Here is a 16,324-nt window from a genome sequence, read left to right as displayed (position 1 = left end):
CCTGCGGGGGGCGTGGGCAGCACACCCCAGGAAAACAGGAAAGGCCCGATCCGGATGGATCGGGCCTTTCCTGTTGGAACAGAAGCCTAGTGGGTCAGGCTCTTGCTTCCTTCTGCCGCTTCAACAGCCTCGTGTCCGTGGCCGTGTGCGGCCTCCAGCTCAGCGGGCGTGGCCGGGGCTACGCGGTCCTCGAAGAACCAGCGGGAGAGGAATGCGCGGCGCTTTTCCTTGCGGGTGACCACGCCATGCTCGTTGGGGACCGCAGGAAGGACCTGAGGTGACTCAAAGCCCACCAGCTTGTACCGCTTGTACTCATCCAGGGGCGCGTGCACCTCGATGAACTCACCGTGGGGAAGACGGACGATGCGTCCGGTTTCACGGCCGTGGAGGGCGATCTCCCGATCCTTGCGCTGAAGCGCCAGGGCAACGCGCTTGGTAACCACGAATGCGATCACCGGACCGATGAAGAACAGGGCCCGCAGCCAGTACGTGACGTCGTTCAGGGAAACGTGGAAGTGCGTGGCGATGAGGTCCGAACCAGCAGCGGCCCACATGACGCAGTACCAGACGAAACCTGCCATGCCGATGGCGGTACGGGTGGGCGCGTTCCTGGGGCGGTCCAGGACGTGGTGTTCACGGTCGTCCTTAGTCACCCAGCGCTCGATCCACGGGTACGTGAACATCACGGTGAACAGGATCCCGGCCGGAACGAGGGCCGGCAGGAGGACGTTGAATGTGAAGACGTGTCCGAAGAAGATCTGCTCCACGTGCCAGTTGCCGAAGGTGCCCGGCATCAACCGGAGTGCGCCGTCGACGAAACCGATGTACCAGTCAGGCTGCGTACCGGCCGACACAGGGGAGGGGTCGTACGGGCCGTAGTTCCAGATTGGGTTGATGGTGAAGAACGCGGCCATCAGGGCAATGACGCCGAAGACGATGAAGAAGAATCCACCGGCCTTCGCTGCGTACACCGGACCAAGGGGGTAGCCGACGACGTTGTTGTCGTTGCGTCCCGGACCCGGGTACTGCGTGTGCTTGTGCACCACCACCATGAACAGGTGGGCCACGATCATCAGCAGGATCAGGGCCGGTACCAGCAGGATGTGCAGCATGTACAGGCGGCTGATAATGGCCGTTCCCGGGAATTCCCCGCCAAACAGGAAGAACGAGATGTACGTTCCGATGACCGGAATGGACTTGATGACACCGTCGATGATGCGCAGGCCGTTGCCGGACAGCAGGTCATCGGGGAGCGAGTAGCCGGTAAAGCCTGCAGCCATCGCCAGGATGAGCAGGACACAGCCCACAACCCAGTTCATTTCACGCGGCCGGCGGAACGCACCGGTGAAGAAGACCCTCAGCATGTGTACTGCCACCGACGCAACGAACAGCAGTGCTGCCCAGTGGTGCACCTGGCGCATGAACAGGCCGCCACGGACATCGAAGGAGATGTTCAGCGATGAGCTGTACGCCACCGACATCTCCACGCCCTTCAGCGGAACGTAGCCGCCGTCGTAGTGCGTCTCCGCCATTGACGGGTCGAAGAAGAACGTCAGGAAGGTACCCGACAGCAGCAGGATGACGAATGAGTACAGCGCCACTTCACCAAACATGAACGACCAGTGGTCCGGGAAGACTTTGCGGCCGAACTCGCGGAGGATCCCCGAACCGCCGACTCGTGAGTCGACGAAGTCGGTGATCCGGCCTGTCTTGGTTTTGGCGACGAAAGCCGGCTCAGCTGTTGATGCTGCGCTCATGCGAATCACGCTCCCAGTAACTTGGTCCTACGGGTTCATGGAAGTCGCTGGTAGCGACCAGGTAGCCCTCGTCATCAACTGCGATGGGCAGCTGGGGGAGAGGACGGCTGGCGGGGCCGAAGATCACCTTGCACTCCTGCGTGAGGTCAAAGGTGGACTGGTGGCACGGGCACAGCAGGTGGTGCGTCTGCTGCTCGTACAGAGCAACGGGGCAGCCAACGTGGGTGCAGATCTTCGAGTAGGCAACGATGCCGTTGTAGCCCCACTCTTCGCGGCCCTTGGACGGGTTGAGCGATGCGGGATCAAGGCGCATGAGCAGCACAACGGACTTTGCCTTCTCGTTGAGCTTGCCTTCCTCGAGTTCGTTCAGGCCTTCCGGGATGACGTGGAAGGCCGAGCCGATGGTGACGTCCGAAGCCTTGATGGGAGTTCCGTCAGGGTCACGGGTCAGGCGCTTGCGCTTTCCGTCCTGGGGGGCCCACATGGTGTGTGCGAGCTTGTCGTCCGGACGGGGTCCGAGGTCACCGAAGATGGCGACGGCGGGAAGCGGGGCGAGTGCCACAGCACCGAGCAGGGTGTTGCGGATCAGCGGACGGCGCTTGATGCCGGTCTCTTCCACGATGTCGTCGACGATGCGGACAGCCGCCTGGCGGTCCTCCTCGTAGCGGATGGCGTGGCGTTCTTCGGAGACTTCGTGGTCGGGCATCAGGGCCTTGGCCCAGTGCACGATGCCGGTACCGATACCCAGCATGGCGAAGGCAGTACCTACACCGAGCAGGGCGTTCTGGAGCCGGATGGTGGCGATGCTGGAGTCATCACCCAAATCAATGGCGAAGTACGCCACCAGGAAGATCAGGGTTCCAACAACAGAGATGCCAAATAGTAAGGCGACCTGCCGTTCTGCCCGCTTTGCGGCCTTCGGGTCCGTGTCAGCCAGGCGCAAACGATGCGGGGGAATTCCAGGATCCTGGAACTTCTCCACCTCATTCTGACCAGCCGTAGCTACGGTGCCCGAGTGGTTCGGACTGCCGTCACTATGGTTGCCCATAATTCGCCTCATCCTTCTCTCGTCCCGGCGGTTGTGCCGGGTTAGTTTCTAATTTCAAGCTGCTGACTGGGCAGCAGAAGTTGTGTGCTTCCCGCGGAAAGTCAGGACGTCCTGGAAGTCAGCCAGATGGTGAAGGCGATAATGACGCCCAAACCGGCAACCCATACGAACAGGCCTTCAGCGACGGGGCCAAGCGAACCCAGGTCGGCACCGCCCGGCGAACCGGTGGTCTCGATCTGCTTCAGGAAGGTGATGATGTCCTTCTTGCCTTCGGGGGTGATGTTGGCATCGTTGAAGACGGGCATGTTCTGCGGGCCCGTGGCCATGGCCTCGTAGATGTGCTTGCCGCTGACGTCGGCCAGGGCGGGCGCGAACTTGCCTTGGGTCAGCGCGCCGCCGGCTGCGGCGGCGTTGTGGCACATGGCGCAGTTGGTGCGGAAGAGCTCCCCGCCGGCTGCGGCGTCGCCGCCGCCGTTTGTCAGGTCTTCTGCAGGAATTGCCGGGCCGGCTCCCAGCGAAGCGACGTAGGCTGCAAGCTGTGAGGTCTGCTGTTCGTTGAACTGGACCGGCTTCTTCATTGCCTGGGGACCGTTCATCTGCATCGGCATGCGGCCGGTGCCCACCTGGAAGTCAACAGCGGCAGCGCCGACGCCAACCAGGGAGGGGCCATCCTTGGAACCACTGGCGCCCATGCCGTGGCAGGTGGCGCAGTTGGCGGCAAACAGCTTGCCGCCCTCTTCGACGTCGCTTGCGCTTGCGGTGGTGGTGCTCGCCTTGGCCTCATTCATGGAGGTTGCCACGGCGTACAGCCCACCCGTGATGAGGAGCCCCATCAGAAGCAGCGCTATTGCTGCCAGTGGGTGACGCCGCTTTTGTGAGAGTGCCTTCACGTGGTGGTTCCTTTATTCGATCCTGCGCCGGCTCCGGGAGCCGCTACCTGAAATTCTGCCTCTTGTAGAAAAAGAATCAAAGCTGGCTACTTGAGTACGTAGATGACCAGGAAGAGGCCGATCCACACGACGTCAACGAAGTGCCAGTAGTACGAGGTGACGATCGCGGACGTAGCTTCAAAGTGTCCGAACTTCTTCGCGGCAAAGGACCGGCCCATGATGAGCAGGAAGGCGATAAGCCCGCCGATGACGTGCAGGCCGTGGAAGCCGGTGGTCATGTAGAAGGCAGAGCCGTAGGCGTTGGAGGAAAGCGAGACGTGCTCGGAAACCAGCATCGCGTATTCGGTGGTCTGGCCGGCAACGAAGAACGCACCCATGAGGAACGTCAGGGTGAACCATTCGTTCATTCCCCAACGGGCGAACTGAAGGGCACCTCCGGTACGCCGGGGCTGCAGCCGCTCTGCGGCGAAGACGCCCATCTGGCAAGTAAAGGAACTGGCCACAAGGACAATCGTGTTGACGAGCGCAAAGGGGAAGTTGAGCTTGGCTGTCTCTTCAGCCCACATTTCACCGCTCGTGGAGCGGAGCGTGAAGTACATGGCGAAAAGACCGGCGAAGAACATCAACTCGCTGGACAGCCACACAACGGTTCCGACAGAAACCATGTTGGGGCGGTTCAGCGTTGGGTGCGCCGGGGTACTGGGGGCATGGGTCGCAGATGTCACATAGACATTATGTCTGTAAAAGTCCGTGCTGCCCAACGCAAACCGCCTTTTGGGAGGACTTTTTCTACAAAGACGCGAAATTGCCCGGAAAAGTTCCCGGCACCGTTCACATTGGTCAGTGCCCACCATCGCTCGATAGCATCAGCAGGTGACTTCACAGGCATCTGCAGCGTCCGGCAACACCTGGCCCCGGCTGATCTCGGCACTGATCAAGGGCAATGACCTTACGGCGGAGAACACGTCCTGGGCCATGGACACCATCATGTCCGGCGAAGCCACGCCGGCCCAGATCGCCGGATTCCTGGTGGCCCTCAGCGCCAAGGGCGAAACCGTGGATGAGCTTTCCGGCCTGGTTGAGGCGATGCTGGCGCATGCCAACCCGGTGGAAATTTCCGGCGAGAAGCTGGATATCGTCGGCACCGGTGGTGACCAACTTAACACCGTCAACATCTCCACCATGGCCGCGCTTGTGGCCGCCGGGGCCGGCGCAAAGGTGGTGAAGCACGGCAACCGGGCCGCGTCGTCGTCGTCGGGATCCGCTGACGTGCTCGAAGCGCTCGGCGTCCGGCTCGACCTGTCCATTGCGCAGGTGGCCCGGAACGCCGAAGAGGCGGGTATCACATTCTGTTTCGCGCAGGTGTTCCACCCGTCATTCCGCCATACCGCGGTACCCCGGCGCGAATTGGCAATACCTACCGCATTCAACTTCCTGGGACCGCTGACCAACCCTGCCAAGGTGCAGGCGTCGGCCGTGGGCGTGGCCAATGCGCGGATGGCGCCGCTCGTTGCAGGCGTCCTGGCCCGGCGGGGGAGCAGGGGGCTGGTGTTCCGGGGCAACGACGGCCTGGACGAACTCACCACCACCGGCCCGTCCACCGTGTGGGAGATCCGCGGCGGGGGCGTCACTGAACTGTTCTTCTCCCCGGAGGACCTTGGCATCAGCCTGGCCACCGTTGAGCAGCTTCGCGGCGGTGATGCAGTGGCAAACGCAGGAGTTGTCCGTGACGTGCTTGCCGGCAAGGAGGGTCCTGCCCGGGACGCGGTCCTGGTGAATGCGGCGGCAGGCCTGGTTGCCTTCGACCGTGAAGCGGAAGGCCCGTTCCTGGCGAGGATGCAGAAGGCCTACGCGCGGGCTGCGCAATCGATAGATTCCGGCGCCGCTGCAGCCGTCCTGGACCGTTGGGTGTCCCTGTCCCGCGCCTGAGGACGGCTTGGCGGGTTACTGCTCGAAGCCCAGGGAAAAGGCAGCGTCGAGATCGTGCTGTGAGTACGCCCGGAATGCGATGTGCGTGGTGGTGTGGACCACTGCAGGAACCTTGGAGAGCCGGTCGGCGATAACATCAGCCAGGTCCTCGTGCCGGTGGACGCGCGCCACCGCAATCAGATCCCATTCTCCAGTGACGGAGTACACCTCACTGATGCCTTCGATGGCTGAGATTTCCTCCGCAGTCTCGGGAATGCGGGCGGCGTCAGTCTTGATCAGAACAAATGCGGTGACCACGTTTGTACCCCTTCGATCAGTTCCGCCGCAGCAAGTCACGGCAGGTTTCTCTCTACTGCCAGCCTATTACACGGGCGTCCTTTTCCCGGCAGCCCGCCCTTCGGGCGGAGAGCCCCTATCGGCGGCGGAGACGCGCGGCACCGGCAGCCAGGAGCCGGTAGCCCACGAGGCACGTTGCGAGGGCCAGCGTGGCAACGATGACGAAGGGGAGGACAACCGTCTGTGCGGTCAGCGCGCGCAAAAGCATGCCGCCGATGAGGCTGCCGAGCCAGACCGGAACACCCGCCCGGAGGGCAGACAAAGGGCTGCGCCAGGCGCGGGAAACGACCCATCCCGCTGCCGCGCCGGCAAGGAAGGGCCATGCAGTCAGCAGCACACCCAGGATGGGCTCCTCGCGGTGATGCGCGTCGCGGCCGATGGCGGCGAACGCAAGGATCAGCACGACATCGGCAGCCGCCGCTGCCAGCACCGTTTTTCCGGACGTTGTGGCTGCCGCCTTCGTTTTCAAGGAACTCATGGTTTCGAGCTTAGCCGTCACGCCTCCTCGAGCTTGACCCAGGACCTCACATGAAGCGGGGGAGCGGAGGCGGAATCGGCATGCAGTATGGTCTCAGCAGGAGCAGAGGTCAGTCCCGCTGTACTGGAGACATGTGTGAATAAAGCTTTGTGGATTTGCAGCCTGGTTGGTGCCGCCGTCGGGATCAGTGTGGGTTTGGCGGTGTTCCATACTCCTTTTTGGGGCTGTGCGCTTGGGTTGGGAATCGGCGCGGTCGTTGGGGCCTCAATGCAGCGCCGCCGTTAGCATGCCGGCAAGGCAGGACCTTGCGGTTGCCTTGACCCCGTCCGGATCACCGGCAGCTGTCCCGGCGTCAGCAGCCCACCGGTCAGCCTCCCCTGGGGCTGGATGATGGTGGGGTCCCTGAGTTCACCAAGCCTTAGTAAGCTCACCGTGGAACCGTAGGCCAAGGGGAGTGAATCTGAGCATGAAGACTGGTGTGACGAAGGGATACACGTACTTACGGACTATGGGGGTGGTGTTGGTAGCCGCGATCGCCGGCGTAGCCACCGCACCAGCCGCAAACGCCGCAGACAAACCCGTCTTGCCCGGGCCTTCAGCCGCAGAGAAATTGCCGGATGCCCCGGCTCCCACCGACCAGTTCATCGTAAAGTTCAAACCCTCAGCGGCCGGCAGCGCCGCGGAGCGGGACGAGACCTATTCCAGGGCTGCGGGGCATGCCTCCATCGGCGTGCGGGAGATCAAGACCACGGCCAGCGACGCCAAGGTGGTCAAGACAAGCCACAGGCTCAATGCCGGGGAGTCCAGGCGCGTGCTGGAGAGCATCGCTGCGGACGACAAAGTCGAATCCGTGGAGCCTGACATTCTCATGCATCCGTCGTACACCCCCAACGACACCTACTACTCCTTGCAGTGGGCTCTGTCTGACCCTGGCGTCGGCATCAGGGTTCCGTCTGTCTGGGACAAAACCACGGGTACGGGCCAGATCGTCGCGGTGATCGACACCGGCATAACCGCCCACAGCGATCTCAACGCGAACGTCATGGCAGGCTACGACATGATCGCCGACCCAACCGTTTCAAGTGACGGCGACGGCAGGGACCCGGACGCCTCCGACCCGGGGGACTACCGGACCTCCGGGACTTGCAGTTCCACCTCATCCGCCCATTCTTCCTGGCACGGAACCCATGTCGCCGGGATTATCGCCGCTGTCGCCAATAACAGTGAAGGAGTCAGCGGCGCCGCTCCGGGCGTGAAGATCGAGCCGGTCCGCGCGCTTGGTGACTGCGGCAGCGGATACCTCTCGGACGTGTCGGACAGCATTACGTGGGCTTCCGGAGGAGCAGTCTCCGGCGTGCCCGCCAATGCGAACCCGGCGAAAACCATCAATCTGAGCGTCGGGGGAGCGGCGGCCTGCCCTTCCACCCTGCAGGCCGCCATTGACGGGGCGGTCAGCCGCGGCTCATCCGTATTCGTGGCTGCCGGCAACGAAAGCCAGCTCGCCGAAAACAATGCGCCGGCAAACTGCAGCAACGTCATTACGGTCGGTGCCACCAACCAGTCCGGATCCAAAGCCTCGTACTCGAACTTCGGTGCCGCCGTCGACGTCATGGCCCCGGGAGGCGACACAGGTGCCGGCATCCTGTCCACCTTCAACGCCGGATCAACCACTCCAGGCGCAGAAGCGTACGGCTACCTGATGGGAACGTCGATGGCGACGCCGATGGCGGCCTCCGTCGGCGCACTGATGAAAGCCGCTGATCCCTCCCTGACGCCAGCCCGGATCGAGGCGAAGCTGAAGGCAACGGCCAGGCCCCTTCCGGGAACCTGCCCAGGAGGCTGCGGCGCCGGCTTGATCGATGCCTTGGCCGCCGTCGCGTTTCCGGCCCCGCAGACTCCGATTGCCGTAAAGGCAGCGTCCCTGAACGGGGCCTTCGGAGCTGCCACTACGGGAGAGATCTATGGGCTCAGGGATAACGGCGGGTACCAGTGTTTCCAGCACGGTTGCATCCTTTATTCGCCGGCGTCCGGGGCTCACGTCTCCACCGGCGCGATTCGAGGCCTGTGGGCGGAGACAGGATTTGAGGCTGGTGGCCTCGGCTACCCGGTGACCGATGAAGTTGGCGGGCTCCGGGATGGAGGTGCCTATCAGAACTACCAGGGCGGCGCCATCGTCTGGTCACCGGCGACGGGGGCCCACATTTCCGTGGGGGCGATCCGCGGCCTGTGGGCGGAGACAGGATTTGAGAATGGTGGCCTCGGCTACCCGGTGACCGATGAAGTTGGCGGGCTGCGCGACGGGGGTGCCTACCAGAACTACCAGGGCGGTGCCATCGTCTGGTCCCCAGCCACCGGAGCGCATATCTCTGTTGGCGCCATCCGTGGCGAATGGGCGGTGTCGGGATTTGAGGGCGGCAAGCTCGGCTACCCGGTATCAAACGAAGTGGGCGGGCTGCGCGACGGGGGTGTCTACCAGAACTACCAGGGCGGTGCCATCGTCTGGTCCCCAGCCACCGGAGCGCATATGTCCGTAGGCGGCATTCGCTCCATCTGGGCCTCAACAGGGTACGAATCAGGGCGCCTCGGCTACCCGACAAGTGACGAGTACTCCACGGGCAACGACGGTGGCGTCGCGCAAAACTACCAGGGCGGCGTCATCCATTGGAGCCCAGGCGGTTCCTACATCTCCTGACCCAGCCGGCCGCATGCTGTACTTTCCCGGCGAAGGCGGCCTTTGTCCGTTGCGAAGGCATCGGCGAGCAGGGCAGCGCTCCCAAAGAGCTAGTGGCATCCCTGCGGATTGAATGTGTGCGTATTCGTGGCCTGTTTTAGCGGCATGCGCCAGGCGGTTGCCCCCACATGGGTGAGAATGTGTCAGTGAATAGCCACGAATTGTCAGCAGCGTTTGAGGAAGTATTCGATCACGGGATCGTCTTCCATGGCTTCGCCGAATACATGCGGGACTACGACGTGTTCATACACGTGACCGCTGATCCCCGAACGGGGATCAAGCCAGAGTATCTTCGCTATCGATTCACGCATTGTGTTCGCGCCAACGTGAAGACCGCTGTCTCCCAGGAAACATGGGCAGGGTCACTCGATGAACGTCTTCTTGACTACAACGCTGCCATCGAATCCGGGGTGGATGGGTATGTTTGGGGCGTCAATTATCACGATCTCTATCCGGGCATGTCCCTCGTGGAGGAATCTGCCGAAGCCGTTGAATGGGCAGAGCGACTTGGCATTCCCTTTTATGAGGTTCAGATTGAGACTAATGGTCACTATATTGAGCTCGTTTTCTCCGATCTCGTTGTAACCAAGGTCGGAGCTGGTTTCGCGCCTTTCGTTATTCCGCTGGAGGGATCCGACCCAGTGGGCAACGGATAGCAAACGCCTGCTTGTGGCTCGCTTGGCTCAAGGTTTGGTGCGTAAGTTGACGTAGCGGGACCAGGCGTCGCCTGCGTTATCGGCGTGGAGGAATGCGATTTGGTGGCTGTAGCCGAGTGCGTCGGCGACCAGTGGTGGTGGGGAGATGGTCAGGTGTTCGTCGAGTGCGGTGTTTCGTGCGCCGCGTAGGTCAATGCCGAGGCTGCGGAGCCGGTCCATGATCGTGTTTGGGTGAAGGGGCTGGCCGGCTCGAGTTCCGGGGAAGAGCCACGGGCTTTGGGTGTCTGATCCTGTTCTTAGGTTCGGACGGCTCTGAAGGTGTTCTCGAAGCAAGTTGGCGAAGGGCTCGGGAATGGGCACCGGGTGCGTGCCGAAAGTGATCCGCATGTTGCCGGTGGTGGCGTTGGTTTCGACCGCGTCGGTCCGGAGTTTGGCGACCCGCACGACCGGTTGGGCGTAGAGAAGCAGCAGGATGCCGGCGACTCGATAGGTCAGGGACTCGCTGGTGCCGGCGAGCAGTTCCCGCAGCCAGGCCACGCGCTGGTCCTGGGTGATCGCGGGGCGGCTTTTGGCGGTGTAGTGGCCCATTTCGACGCGGTGGTTTGTTCCGGTGTTCTTGATAAAGACAATGAAGGTGCGGATGGCTTTTCTGGTCGTGGGACCGGTGGCGAGCCAGGTTTCGATGTCTTGCTGGGTGCAATTCGCCGCGGTCCGTTGGTGAGTCTCCCTGAGCCAGTCCAGGAACTTGATGGTTTCGGTGATCTCCTGTTTGGCGGAGTGCACCGGGGCCTGAGCGCTCTTCTCGGGTGTTGTGATGGACCGGATGCGCCGGAGGTGGTGCCAGGTGGCGAACTGCGCGACGGGTTTGGCGATCTCCTCGGGTAAGTCGCGGAGTTTGTCCTCAATCCAGGTCTCGAACCGGGCCAGATACGGGTCCTGGTGGGGGAGGAGCCCGTGATGAATGAACAGGGCGCGCAGGTGAGTGGCTTCGCGTTTCACTGATTCAGCCGCGGCATCGAGTCCTTCGTGGGTCACGGGTATTTGCCCGCTAGAGAGCGCGGTCAGGAGGGCTTGGACTTTGGGGGAGCGTTTCCACGTGATGATGCTTTCGGGCCGGTCTGCCTTGCAAAGGACATCAACGATCTTGCTGGCTGTTTCTGGGCCGAAAGCGTCTGTGAGCAGTAGTTCGTTGAGGTCGTCCCGGAGGGCGCATCGGGCGCAGATACCGCGCCGGTAGAACTCGCCTTCAATGTTGCAGCGGGTGCAGTGGAAGTCGCGGAGGATTCCGGCGCAGGGTGCGCATCGGGGTCCTCCGCCGGTCTCTGGTGGTCCCGGGAGCAGCCGGTTTTGGCCGCAGTCCGGGCAGGTCCCGTGGGTGCGGGTGGCGATGGTGAAGCAGGGGCCGCAGATTCTGCCTTCGGGCCAGGTGGCCCGGGTTCGGGCGGCGTTGCGGCCGCAGCGTGCGCAGGTGGCGGTCCCGGTGGTGCGTGGCCGGCCGCGGCTGGTGTTTCGGGGGCTGAGGCCGTGGGGCTTGTCAGTCGGCATCGTCGATGATGCGTGCCCGGCGCGGGCGGACGGTGCGGTTCAGGTCGACGACGTTGGGGGCGCTGGTGCCTGTTTTGCGTGCGCGGGCGTCGGCTGCTGTGACGGTGATGAGGTCCTCGGGTCCGCAGGAAAAGATGTCACAGATCGCGGCGATGAGCTGCAGTGCGACGCGTTCGGGTTTTTGGTTGACGAGCCGGTAGACCTGCGGCCGGGACAAGGTGATGCCGCGCTCGGCCAGCAAGGGGATGAGGTCGGTGGTGTTGTGCAGGCCCCTTGCCGCCATGAGCTCGGATAGGCGCCATTTGTATTCGACTTCGCGTCTCACCACTGGCCTCTCATCTGCACGCCCAGGACTTCGTCCATGGTGCGGTCCAAGGCCGCCCGCAGGGTGGAGTTGCGGAAGTCGTCGCTGACGAACTGGTAGATCCCGGTGGTGGAGGCGTGTTCGTGGCCCATTTGATATTGCACGAATCTAGGATCCCATCCGTCTTCCAGCAGGTGCGTTGCGTAGGAGCGGCGAAGGGAGTGCAGGTCCAGGCCATCCATTGGCAGTCCCAGCTCGGCGAGGTAGCGCCGGAGCCGGCGCAGCAAGGTGGATTCACAGATCAGGCCACCGCGTTCGCTGGGAAACAGGTCCAGGGTTTCGAGGGTGCCGCGCCCGTTGGCGAGCCAGTCTTCAATGACACCGGAGGTCCAGTCGAAGACCGTCAGGACGCTGCGGGGTTTGAAGGGGGAGCCCTTGCGGGACTTGCCAAAGCGGACCTTGCAGACGCCTGCTTTCCCGAACCTGCGCGCCTGCGGGTTGGTCGCGAAATCGATGGTCTGCAGGTGTCGGAGCTCGTTGAATCTCAGCCCGTATGAGTAGGTCACTTTGAGCATGACGGCGTCCCGGTAGGCAGCTTTCCAGCCCTTCTTGCCCGAGGCCGCGATCAGTTCGACCTGGTCGTCCGCATGGTCGAACAGCGTCTGCAATTCGGCCTTGGTGAAGGGCCGCTTGGCAGGGCGCCCTTCGTACTCCTGCGCGTGCGAGGCGGTGTTCCAGTCAAAGAAGACCTGGGACGGGTGCGTCCCGAAGCGTTGCTCACAGATCCTGTCCCAGCCGTAGTCCGGGTTCGATACGTAAGACGAAAACCGGCGAAGGGTGGACTGGTAACCGCGGATGGTGGAGTGCTTGAGCTGATGGATCGAGCGCAGATCGCCGAAATACTCCTCGACATGCTCAGGCGACCAGTTCCACGGGAACTCGTTCACATGGTCCACGAACCGCCGGACACACCCGATGCCCTTATCAATCGTGTCGAACTGTAGGTTCCGGGACAGCTGCTGGTTGCGCCAGCCCGTGAACATGTCCTCGAGCGTTTGTTCCTCGGGATGCAGCAGAGAAACGGCACTCAGCTGAAGCACGCGCCCGGACCCATCAACAGCCACTATTTACCCTCAAATCGCCCTCAAACCGCATTCATAACCTGAATCAATGATTCATTAAATGCATCATCAACACAAAACCGCAGGTCAGAAGCCCGTCAAGCAACGTCGCGTTCAGGCTGCACTGGCCAAAAGAGGCGGCCACAGAAGTGAGAATCGGCGAGCGTTACACGCGAAAATCCGCGGAATCCCGGGCCCGATGAGAACTTCCTTGAGTCCCCAGGGGATTGGGGCGAATTGATTCATCCAATGAGATACGCAGAGTACTAGTTGACATAATGTAGATTATCGGCGCTTTGGGACTGCTCCGGAGCGGGGCGCACCAAGCCAACCAGCCAGCACGAACACCTGCGTAAAAGCGCTGGTCAAACCGGCGGTCCCATTGTCTTTATTCCGGCGCCCGTCAAGAATGAACCAATGACGGTCTACGTACGTTCACTTGAAACTGCAGTTCCGGAGACAAAGCTCATCCAGTCCGAGGCCCGTGACGTATTTGCCGCGCAGCCTGGCTTGTCGCGCTTAGGCTCGCGACTGGTGAACACCTGTTTTGACGGTGCTGCCATCGAGACGAGGTTTACCGCCGTCCAGGAACTCACCAACACGTCCCGCGCCGAAGAACCGCAGTTCTACGACCAGGAAACCGGGCTCCTGCTGAACCCCAGCACCAAAGTCCGCAACGATATCTTCGCCCGCGAGGCCACCAAACTGTTTGTGGCGGCCTCGCGTGCTGCCCTGCGGGCCGCCCCGGAAGTCGATTTACTTGACATAACTCATCTCGTGACGGTCTCCTGCACCGGCTTCTTCAATCCGGGCCCCGACTACAAGGTGGTCCGTGAACTCGGCCTTAATCCCGCAGTCCAGCGTTACCACCTCGGCTTCATGGGCTGCTACGCCGCCTTTCCTGCCCTGCGTGCCGCGAAACTGTTTTGCGAGGCGGACCCGAATGCGGTGGTCCTGGTTGTCTGCGCTGAACTGTGCTCGCTCCACGTACGCACCTCCAACGACCCGGACACCATCATGGGCTCGGCCCTGTTCGCCGATGGTGCCGCCGCCGCCGTCGTAACCGCGCGCCCAGGCGTGGCGGACACCGCACTGATGAAGCTGGACCACTTCGAGACGGTCCTGACACCGGTGGGTGAGGATTCCATGGCCTGGAACATCGGTGACAACGGCTTTGAAATGGTCCTGGGCAACTACGTGCCCCACATCATCGATGACCACATAGTCGGCGCGCTGCAGCCCCTTCTGGCCAGGGAGCCGGAACTGGTGCCACTCCCCTACACGGCAATCCCCCACTGGGCCATCCACCCCGGCGGCCGGAGCATCCTGGACAAGGTGCAGTCCAGGCTCGGCCTCAGCGACACCCAGCTGATCCCCGCACGGGAAACCTCGCGCAACTACGGCAACATGAGCAGCGCCACGGTGCTCTTCGTCCTCAAGCACATCCTTGAACAACCACTCCGGGAAGGGCCCGCCGCCGAAGAGCGGATCTGTTCCATGGCGTTTGGCCCGGGTCTGACCGTGGAAACCGGCCTGTTCACCAAGATTCGGCAGGCAACAGGCGGCGCTCCGGGGTGGGAGGGCAGCGCGGCAGAGGATGCCCTGGGCCAGCTCCAAAGCCGGACGCCGGCCGAAGCGCCCGTGGCCTGAGAGCGGTCCGCGGAATGGGGATCCTCCTGCGCCGACGAGCCACCACGGACGTGGAGCAGATGGACAGGCCGGACTGCGATGCCCGTCTCCTGGACAACACGTACCGGCAGTTCGCCGTCATCAACCGGGTGCTGTCCGGCTGGCGGAAACTGTATGCCAGGGAACTCAGGACCATGGCCCCTCCCGACCAGCGCCCGCTGACGGTGCTGGACATCGGCTCCGGCGGCGGCGACCTGGCCGTGATGCTGGCCCGCTGGGCGGCCAAAGACGGCAAAGCGGTGCATATCACGGGCATCGATCCTGATCCCCGTGCGGCCCGGTTCGCCCAGCAACGCCCGTCCATGGCCGGCGTGGAATTCCGCAAGGCGCACAGCGGCGAGCTGGTCCGCGAGGGTGCCCGGTTCGACGTTGTCATCTCCAACCACGTCCTGCACCATCTTGGCCCGGAGGAACTCCGGCAACTGCTGGCGGATTCGGAGATCCTGACCGCGGGAAAGGCGTTGCACAACGACCTGATCCGCAGTCCTGCCGCCTTTGCCCTTTTCAGTGTGGCCGCCCTGCCGTTCCGGCAGTCCTTCATCCGGGAAGACGGCCTCACCTCCATCCGCCGGAGCTACAGGCCGGTCGAGTTGGCGGCCTCCGCTCCCCCGGGCTGGTCCGTGGAGCGCTCATCAGCCTTCCACCAGCTCCTCGCCTACCGGCGGGGCTGACAATTGGACGCCGATGTCCTGATCGCCGGCGGCGGTCCTGTTGGCCTGTACCTGGCTGCCGCGTTGCTGCAGGAAGGCGTATCGGTAAGGGTTTTTGAGCAGCGGCAGTCACGCAACCGGCATACCCGCGCCATCGGCATCCACCCTCCGGCCCTGGAGGCACTCGCCGGAATCCACGTTGCGTCCAGCATGGTCCAGGACGGCATCCGGATCAGGGCCGGCATGGCGGTCAGCGGCGGGAAGACAGTGGGAACCATGGCGTTCGGCGCCGTCTCGGAAAACTACCCCTTCGTCCTGGCACTGCCACAGTTCAGGACAGAGGAACTCCTGGAGGACCGCGTGCGCACCCTGGACCCCGCGGCGCTGGTCCGGGGTGCCAACGTCACCGAAGCCAGGAACGACGGCGGCAAGGTCACCATCGCGGTCCAGTCCAGCCCGGATGCCGCGAACCGGCGCGGCAACCACAACGGCAGCGCCACCGCCGCCTTGCTGGTCGCGGCAGACGGGGCCCGGTCCCGGATCAGGGGCGCGCTGGGCGTCCCTGTGGACCGGAAGTCCTATCCCGACCACTACCTCATGGGGGATTTCGACGATGGCAGCAGGTACGGGGAGAAAGCCGTCCTGTTCCTCGAGCCGGAAGGAATCGTCGAGTCCTTTCCGCTGCCCGGCCGGGTGCGCCGCTGGGTGGTGCGGCTTGGACGACCCGCCGAACCGGGCACGGGACCGGATGAGCTGGCGGAACTTGTGCAACGCCGGACCGGGTTCCGTCCTGAGCCGGACACCAACTCCATGCTGAGCGCGTTCAGCGTCCAATCCACGATTGCCCGGCGCATGGTGGCCGGCCGCTCCGTCCTGGTGGGGGATGCCGCCCACCAGATCAGCCCCATCGGCGGGCAGGGCATGAACCTGGGCTGGCTGGATGCCAGGGCGCTGGTGCCCGTGATCTGCGCCGCACTGGGTGGCGAACCAACGGGAAGGCGGCTTCGCGAATTTGAGGCAAGCCGGCGCCGGGCTGCGGCCGTGGCCCGGCGGCAAGCCGAAATCAACATGATGCTTGGAAGGCCGCTGCCCGGGCCGCTCCTTCGTGTCCGCACTGCCGCCATTGGCGCGGCCGCCGCCGTGCCTGCCGTGAACCAGTGGGCCGCCCGGCGCTTCACCATGCAGTAACC

Annotated in this window: 15 protein-coding genes; 6 read left to right on the top strand and 9 right to left on the bottom strand. The window is 63.3% G+C overall.

All coding sequences use genetic code 11. The annotated features are described in order from the left end of the window. Positions 1–86: 86 nt before the first annotated feature. The 4 genes from FB478_RS02560 to FB478_RS02545 form a co-directional block, all read right to left on the bottom strand. Positions 87–1,757 carry a ubiquinol-cytochrome c reductase cytochrome b subunit gene (locus FB478_RS02560; RefSeq protein WP_018771091.1) on the bottom strand — a complete coding sequence of 557 codons (1,671 nt, stop codon included), beginning with the start codon at positions 1,755–1,757 and terminating at the stop codon, positions 87–89. Continuing rightward, positions 1,735–2,805: a ubiquinol-cytochrome c reductase iron-sulfur subunit gene (locus tag FB478_RS02555; RefSeq protein ID WP_026266047.1), complete on the bottom strand. Its 1,071-nt coding sequence runs from the start codon at positions 2,803–2,805 to the stop codon at positions 1,735–1,737. The genes FB478_RS02560 and FB478_RS02555 overlap by 23 nt, the downstream gene beginning before the upstream one ends. Positions 2,806–2,906: 101 nt before the next feature. Then, on the bottom strand, positions 2,907–3,695 hold the full coding sequence (locus tag FB478_RS02550; protein ID WP_056390383.1) for a c-type cytochrome: 789 nt from the start codon (positions 3,693–3,695) through the stop codon (positions 2,907–2,909). A gap of 86 nt (positions 3,696–3,781) precedes the next feature. Next, positions 3,782–4,456 carry a heme-copper oxidase subunit III gene (locus FB478_RS02545; RefSeq protein ID WP_223991571.1) on the bottom strand — a complete coding sequence of 225 codons (675 nt, stop codon included), beginning with the start codon at positions 4,454–4,456 and terminating at the stop codon, positions 3,782–3,784. 112 nt (positions 4,457–4,568) lie between these two features. On the opposite strand from FB478_RS02545, the gene trpD reads away from it, so the two are divergent. Next, positions 4,569–5,624 (top strand): anthranilate phosphoribosyltransferase, encoded by a 1,056-nt coding sequence (gene trpD / locus FB478_RS02540; RefSeq protein ID WP_018771095.1) that lies wholly within the window; start codon positions 4,569–4,571, stop codon positions 5,622–5,624. A 15-nt stretch (positions 5,625–5,639) separates the two neighbouring features. On the opposite strand, the gene FB478_RS02535 is transcribed toward trpD, so the two are convergent. Next, positions 5,640–5,921 carry an Lrp/AsnC family transcriptional regulator gene (locus FB478_RS02535; RefSeq protein ID WP_043456257.1) on the bottom strand — a complete coding sequence of 94 codons (282 nt, stop codon included), beginning with the start codon at positions 5,919–5,921 and terminating at the stop codon, positions 5,640–5,642. A gap of 115 nt (positions 5,922–6,036) precedes the next feature. Then, on the bottom strand, positions 6,037–6,438 hold the full coding sequence (locus FB478_RS02530; protein WP_144599750.1) for a DUF3054 domain-containing protein: 402 nt from the start codon (positions 6,436–6,438) through the stop codon (positions 6,037–6,039). A gap of 514 nt (positions 6,439–6,952) precedes the next feature. Between FB478_RS02530 and FB478_RS02525 the strand changes: the two genes are divergently transcribed. Beyond that, entirely contained in the window at positions 6,953–9,130 is a 2,178-nt protein-coding gene (locus FB478_RS02525) for a S8 family serine peptidase (RefSeq protein ID WP_186447713.1), read from the top strand. A gap of 185 nt (positions 9,131–9,315) precedes the next feature. Further along, on the top strand, positions 9,316–9,825 hold the full coding sequence (locus FB478_RS02520) for a hypothetical protein (RefSeq protein WP_222430049.1): 510 nt from the start codon (positions 9,316–9,318) through the stop codon (positions 9,823–9,825). Between the two features lie 27 nt (positions 9,826–9,852). Here FB478_RS02520 and FB478_RS02515 read toward each other — a convergent pair whose 3' ends face one another. From FB478_RS02515 to FB478_RS02505, 3 genes are all read right to left on the bottom strand, one after another. Beyond that, a complete protein-coding gene (locus FB478_RS02515) occupies positions 9,853–10,860 on the bottom strand; it encodes a recombinase XerD (RefSeq protein ID WP_261377342.1) in 1,008 nt (335 codons plus the stop codon). 499 nt (positions 10,861–11,359) lie between these two features. Beyond that, positions 11,360–11,695, bottom strand: coding sequence for a helix-turn-helix transcriptional regulator (locus FB478_RS02510; protein WP_144600033.1), 336 nt, complete (start codon positions 11,693–11,695; stop codon positions 11,360–11,362). Continuing rightward, positions 11,692–12,798: a tyrosine-type recombinase/integrase gene (locus tag FB478_RS02505; protein WP_144599746.1), complete on the bottom strand. Its 1,107-nt coding sequence runs from the start codon at positions 12,796–12,798 to the stop codon at positions 11,692–11,694. Before FB478_RS02505 ends, FB478_RS02510 begins: the two co-directional genes overlap by 4 nt. A 414-nt stretch (positions 12,799–13,212) precedes the next feature. On the opposite strand from FB478_RS02505, the gene FB478_RS02500 reads away from it, so the two are divergent. Genes FB478_RS02500 through FB478_RS02490 form a run of 3 tightly spaced genes read left to right on the top strand, consistent with a single transcriptional unit; the run spans position 13,213 to position 16,322 of the window. After that, entirely contained in the window at positions 13,213–14,445 is a 1,233-nt protein-coding gene (locus FB478_RS02500) for a type III polyketide synthase (protein WP_144599745.1), read from the top strand. A gap of 14 nt (positions 14,446–14,459) precedes the next feature. Further along, positions 14,460–15,155 (top strand): class I SAM-dependent methyltransferase, encoded by a 696-nt coding sequence (locus tag FB478_RS02495; protein WP_144599744.1) that lies wholly within the window; start codon positions 14,460–14,462, stop codon positions 15,153–15,155. A gap of 3 nt (positions 15,156–15,158) precedes the next feature. Then, positions 15,159–16,322, top strand: coding sequence for an NAD(P)/FAD-dependent oxidoreductase (locus FB478_RS02490; protein WP_056390373.1), 1,164 nt, complete (start codon positions 15,159–15,161; stop codon positions 16,320–16,322). Positions 16,323–16,324 lie beyond the last annotated feature (2 nt).

It is taken from the genome of Arthrobacter sp. AG367 (genome assembly GCF_007828995.1).
In the GTDB taxonomy this organism is placed as follows: domain Bacteria; phylum Actinomycetota; class Actinomycetes; order Actinomycetales; family Micrococcaceae; genus Arthrobacter.
The sequence above is the reverse complement of the archived record's forward strand: the minus strand, read 5'-3'. Positions and strand labels throughout refer to the sequence as shown.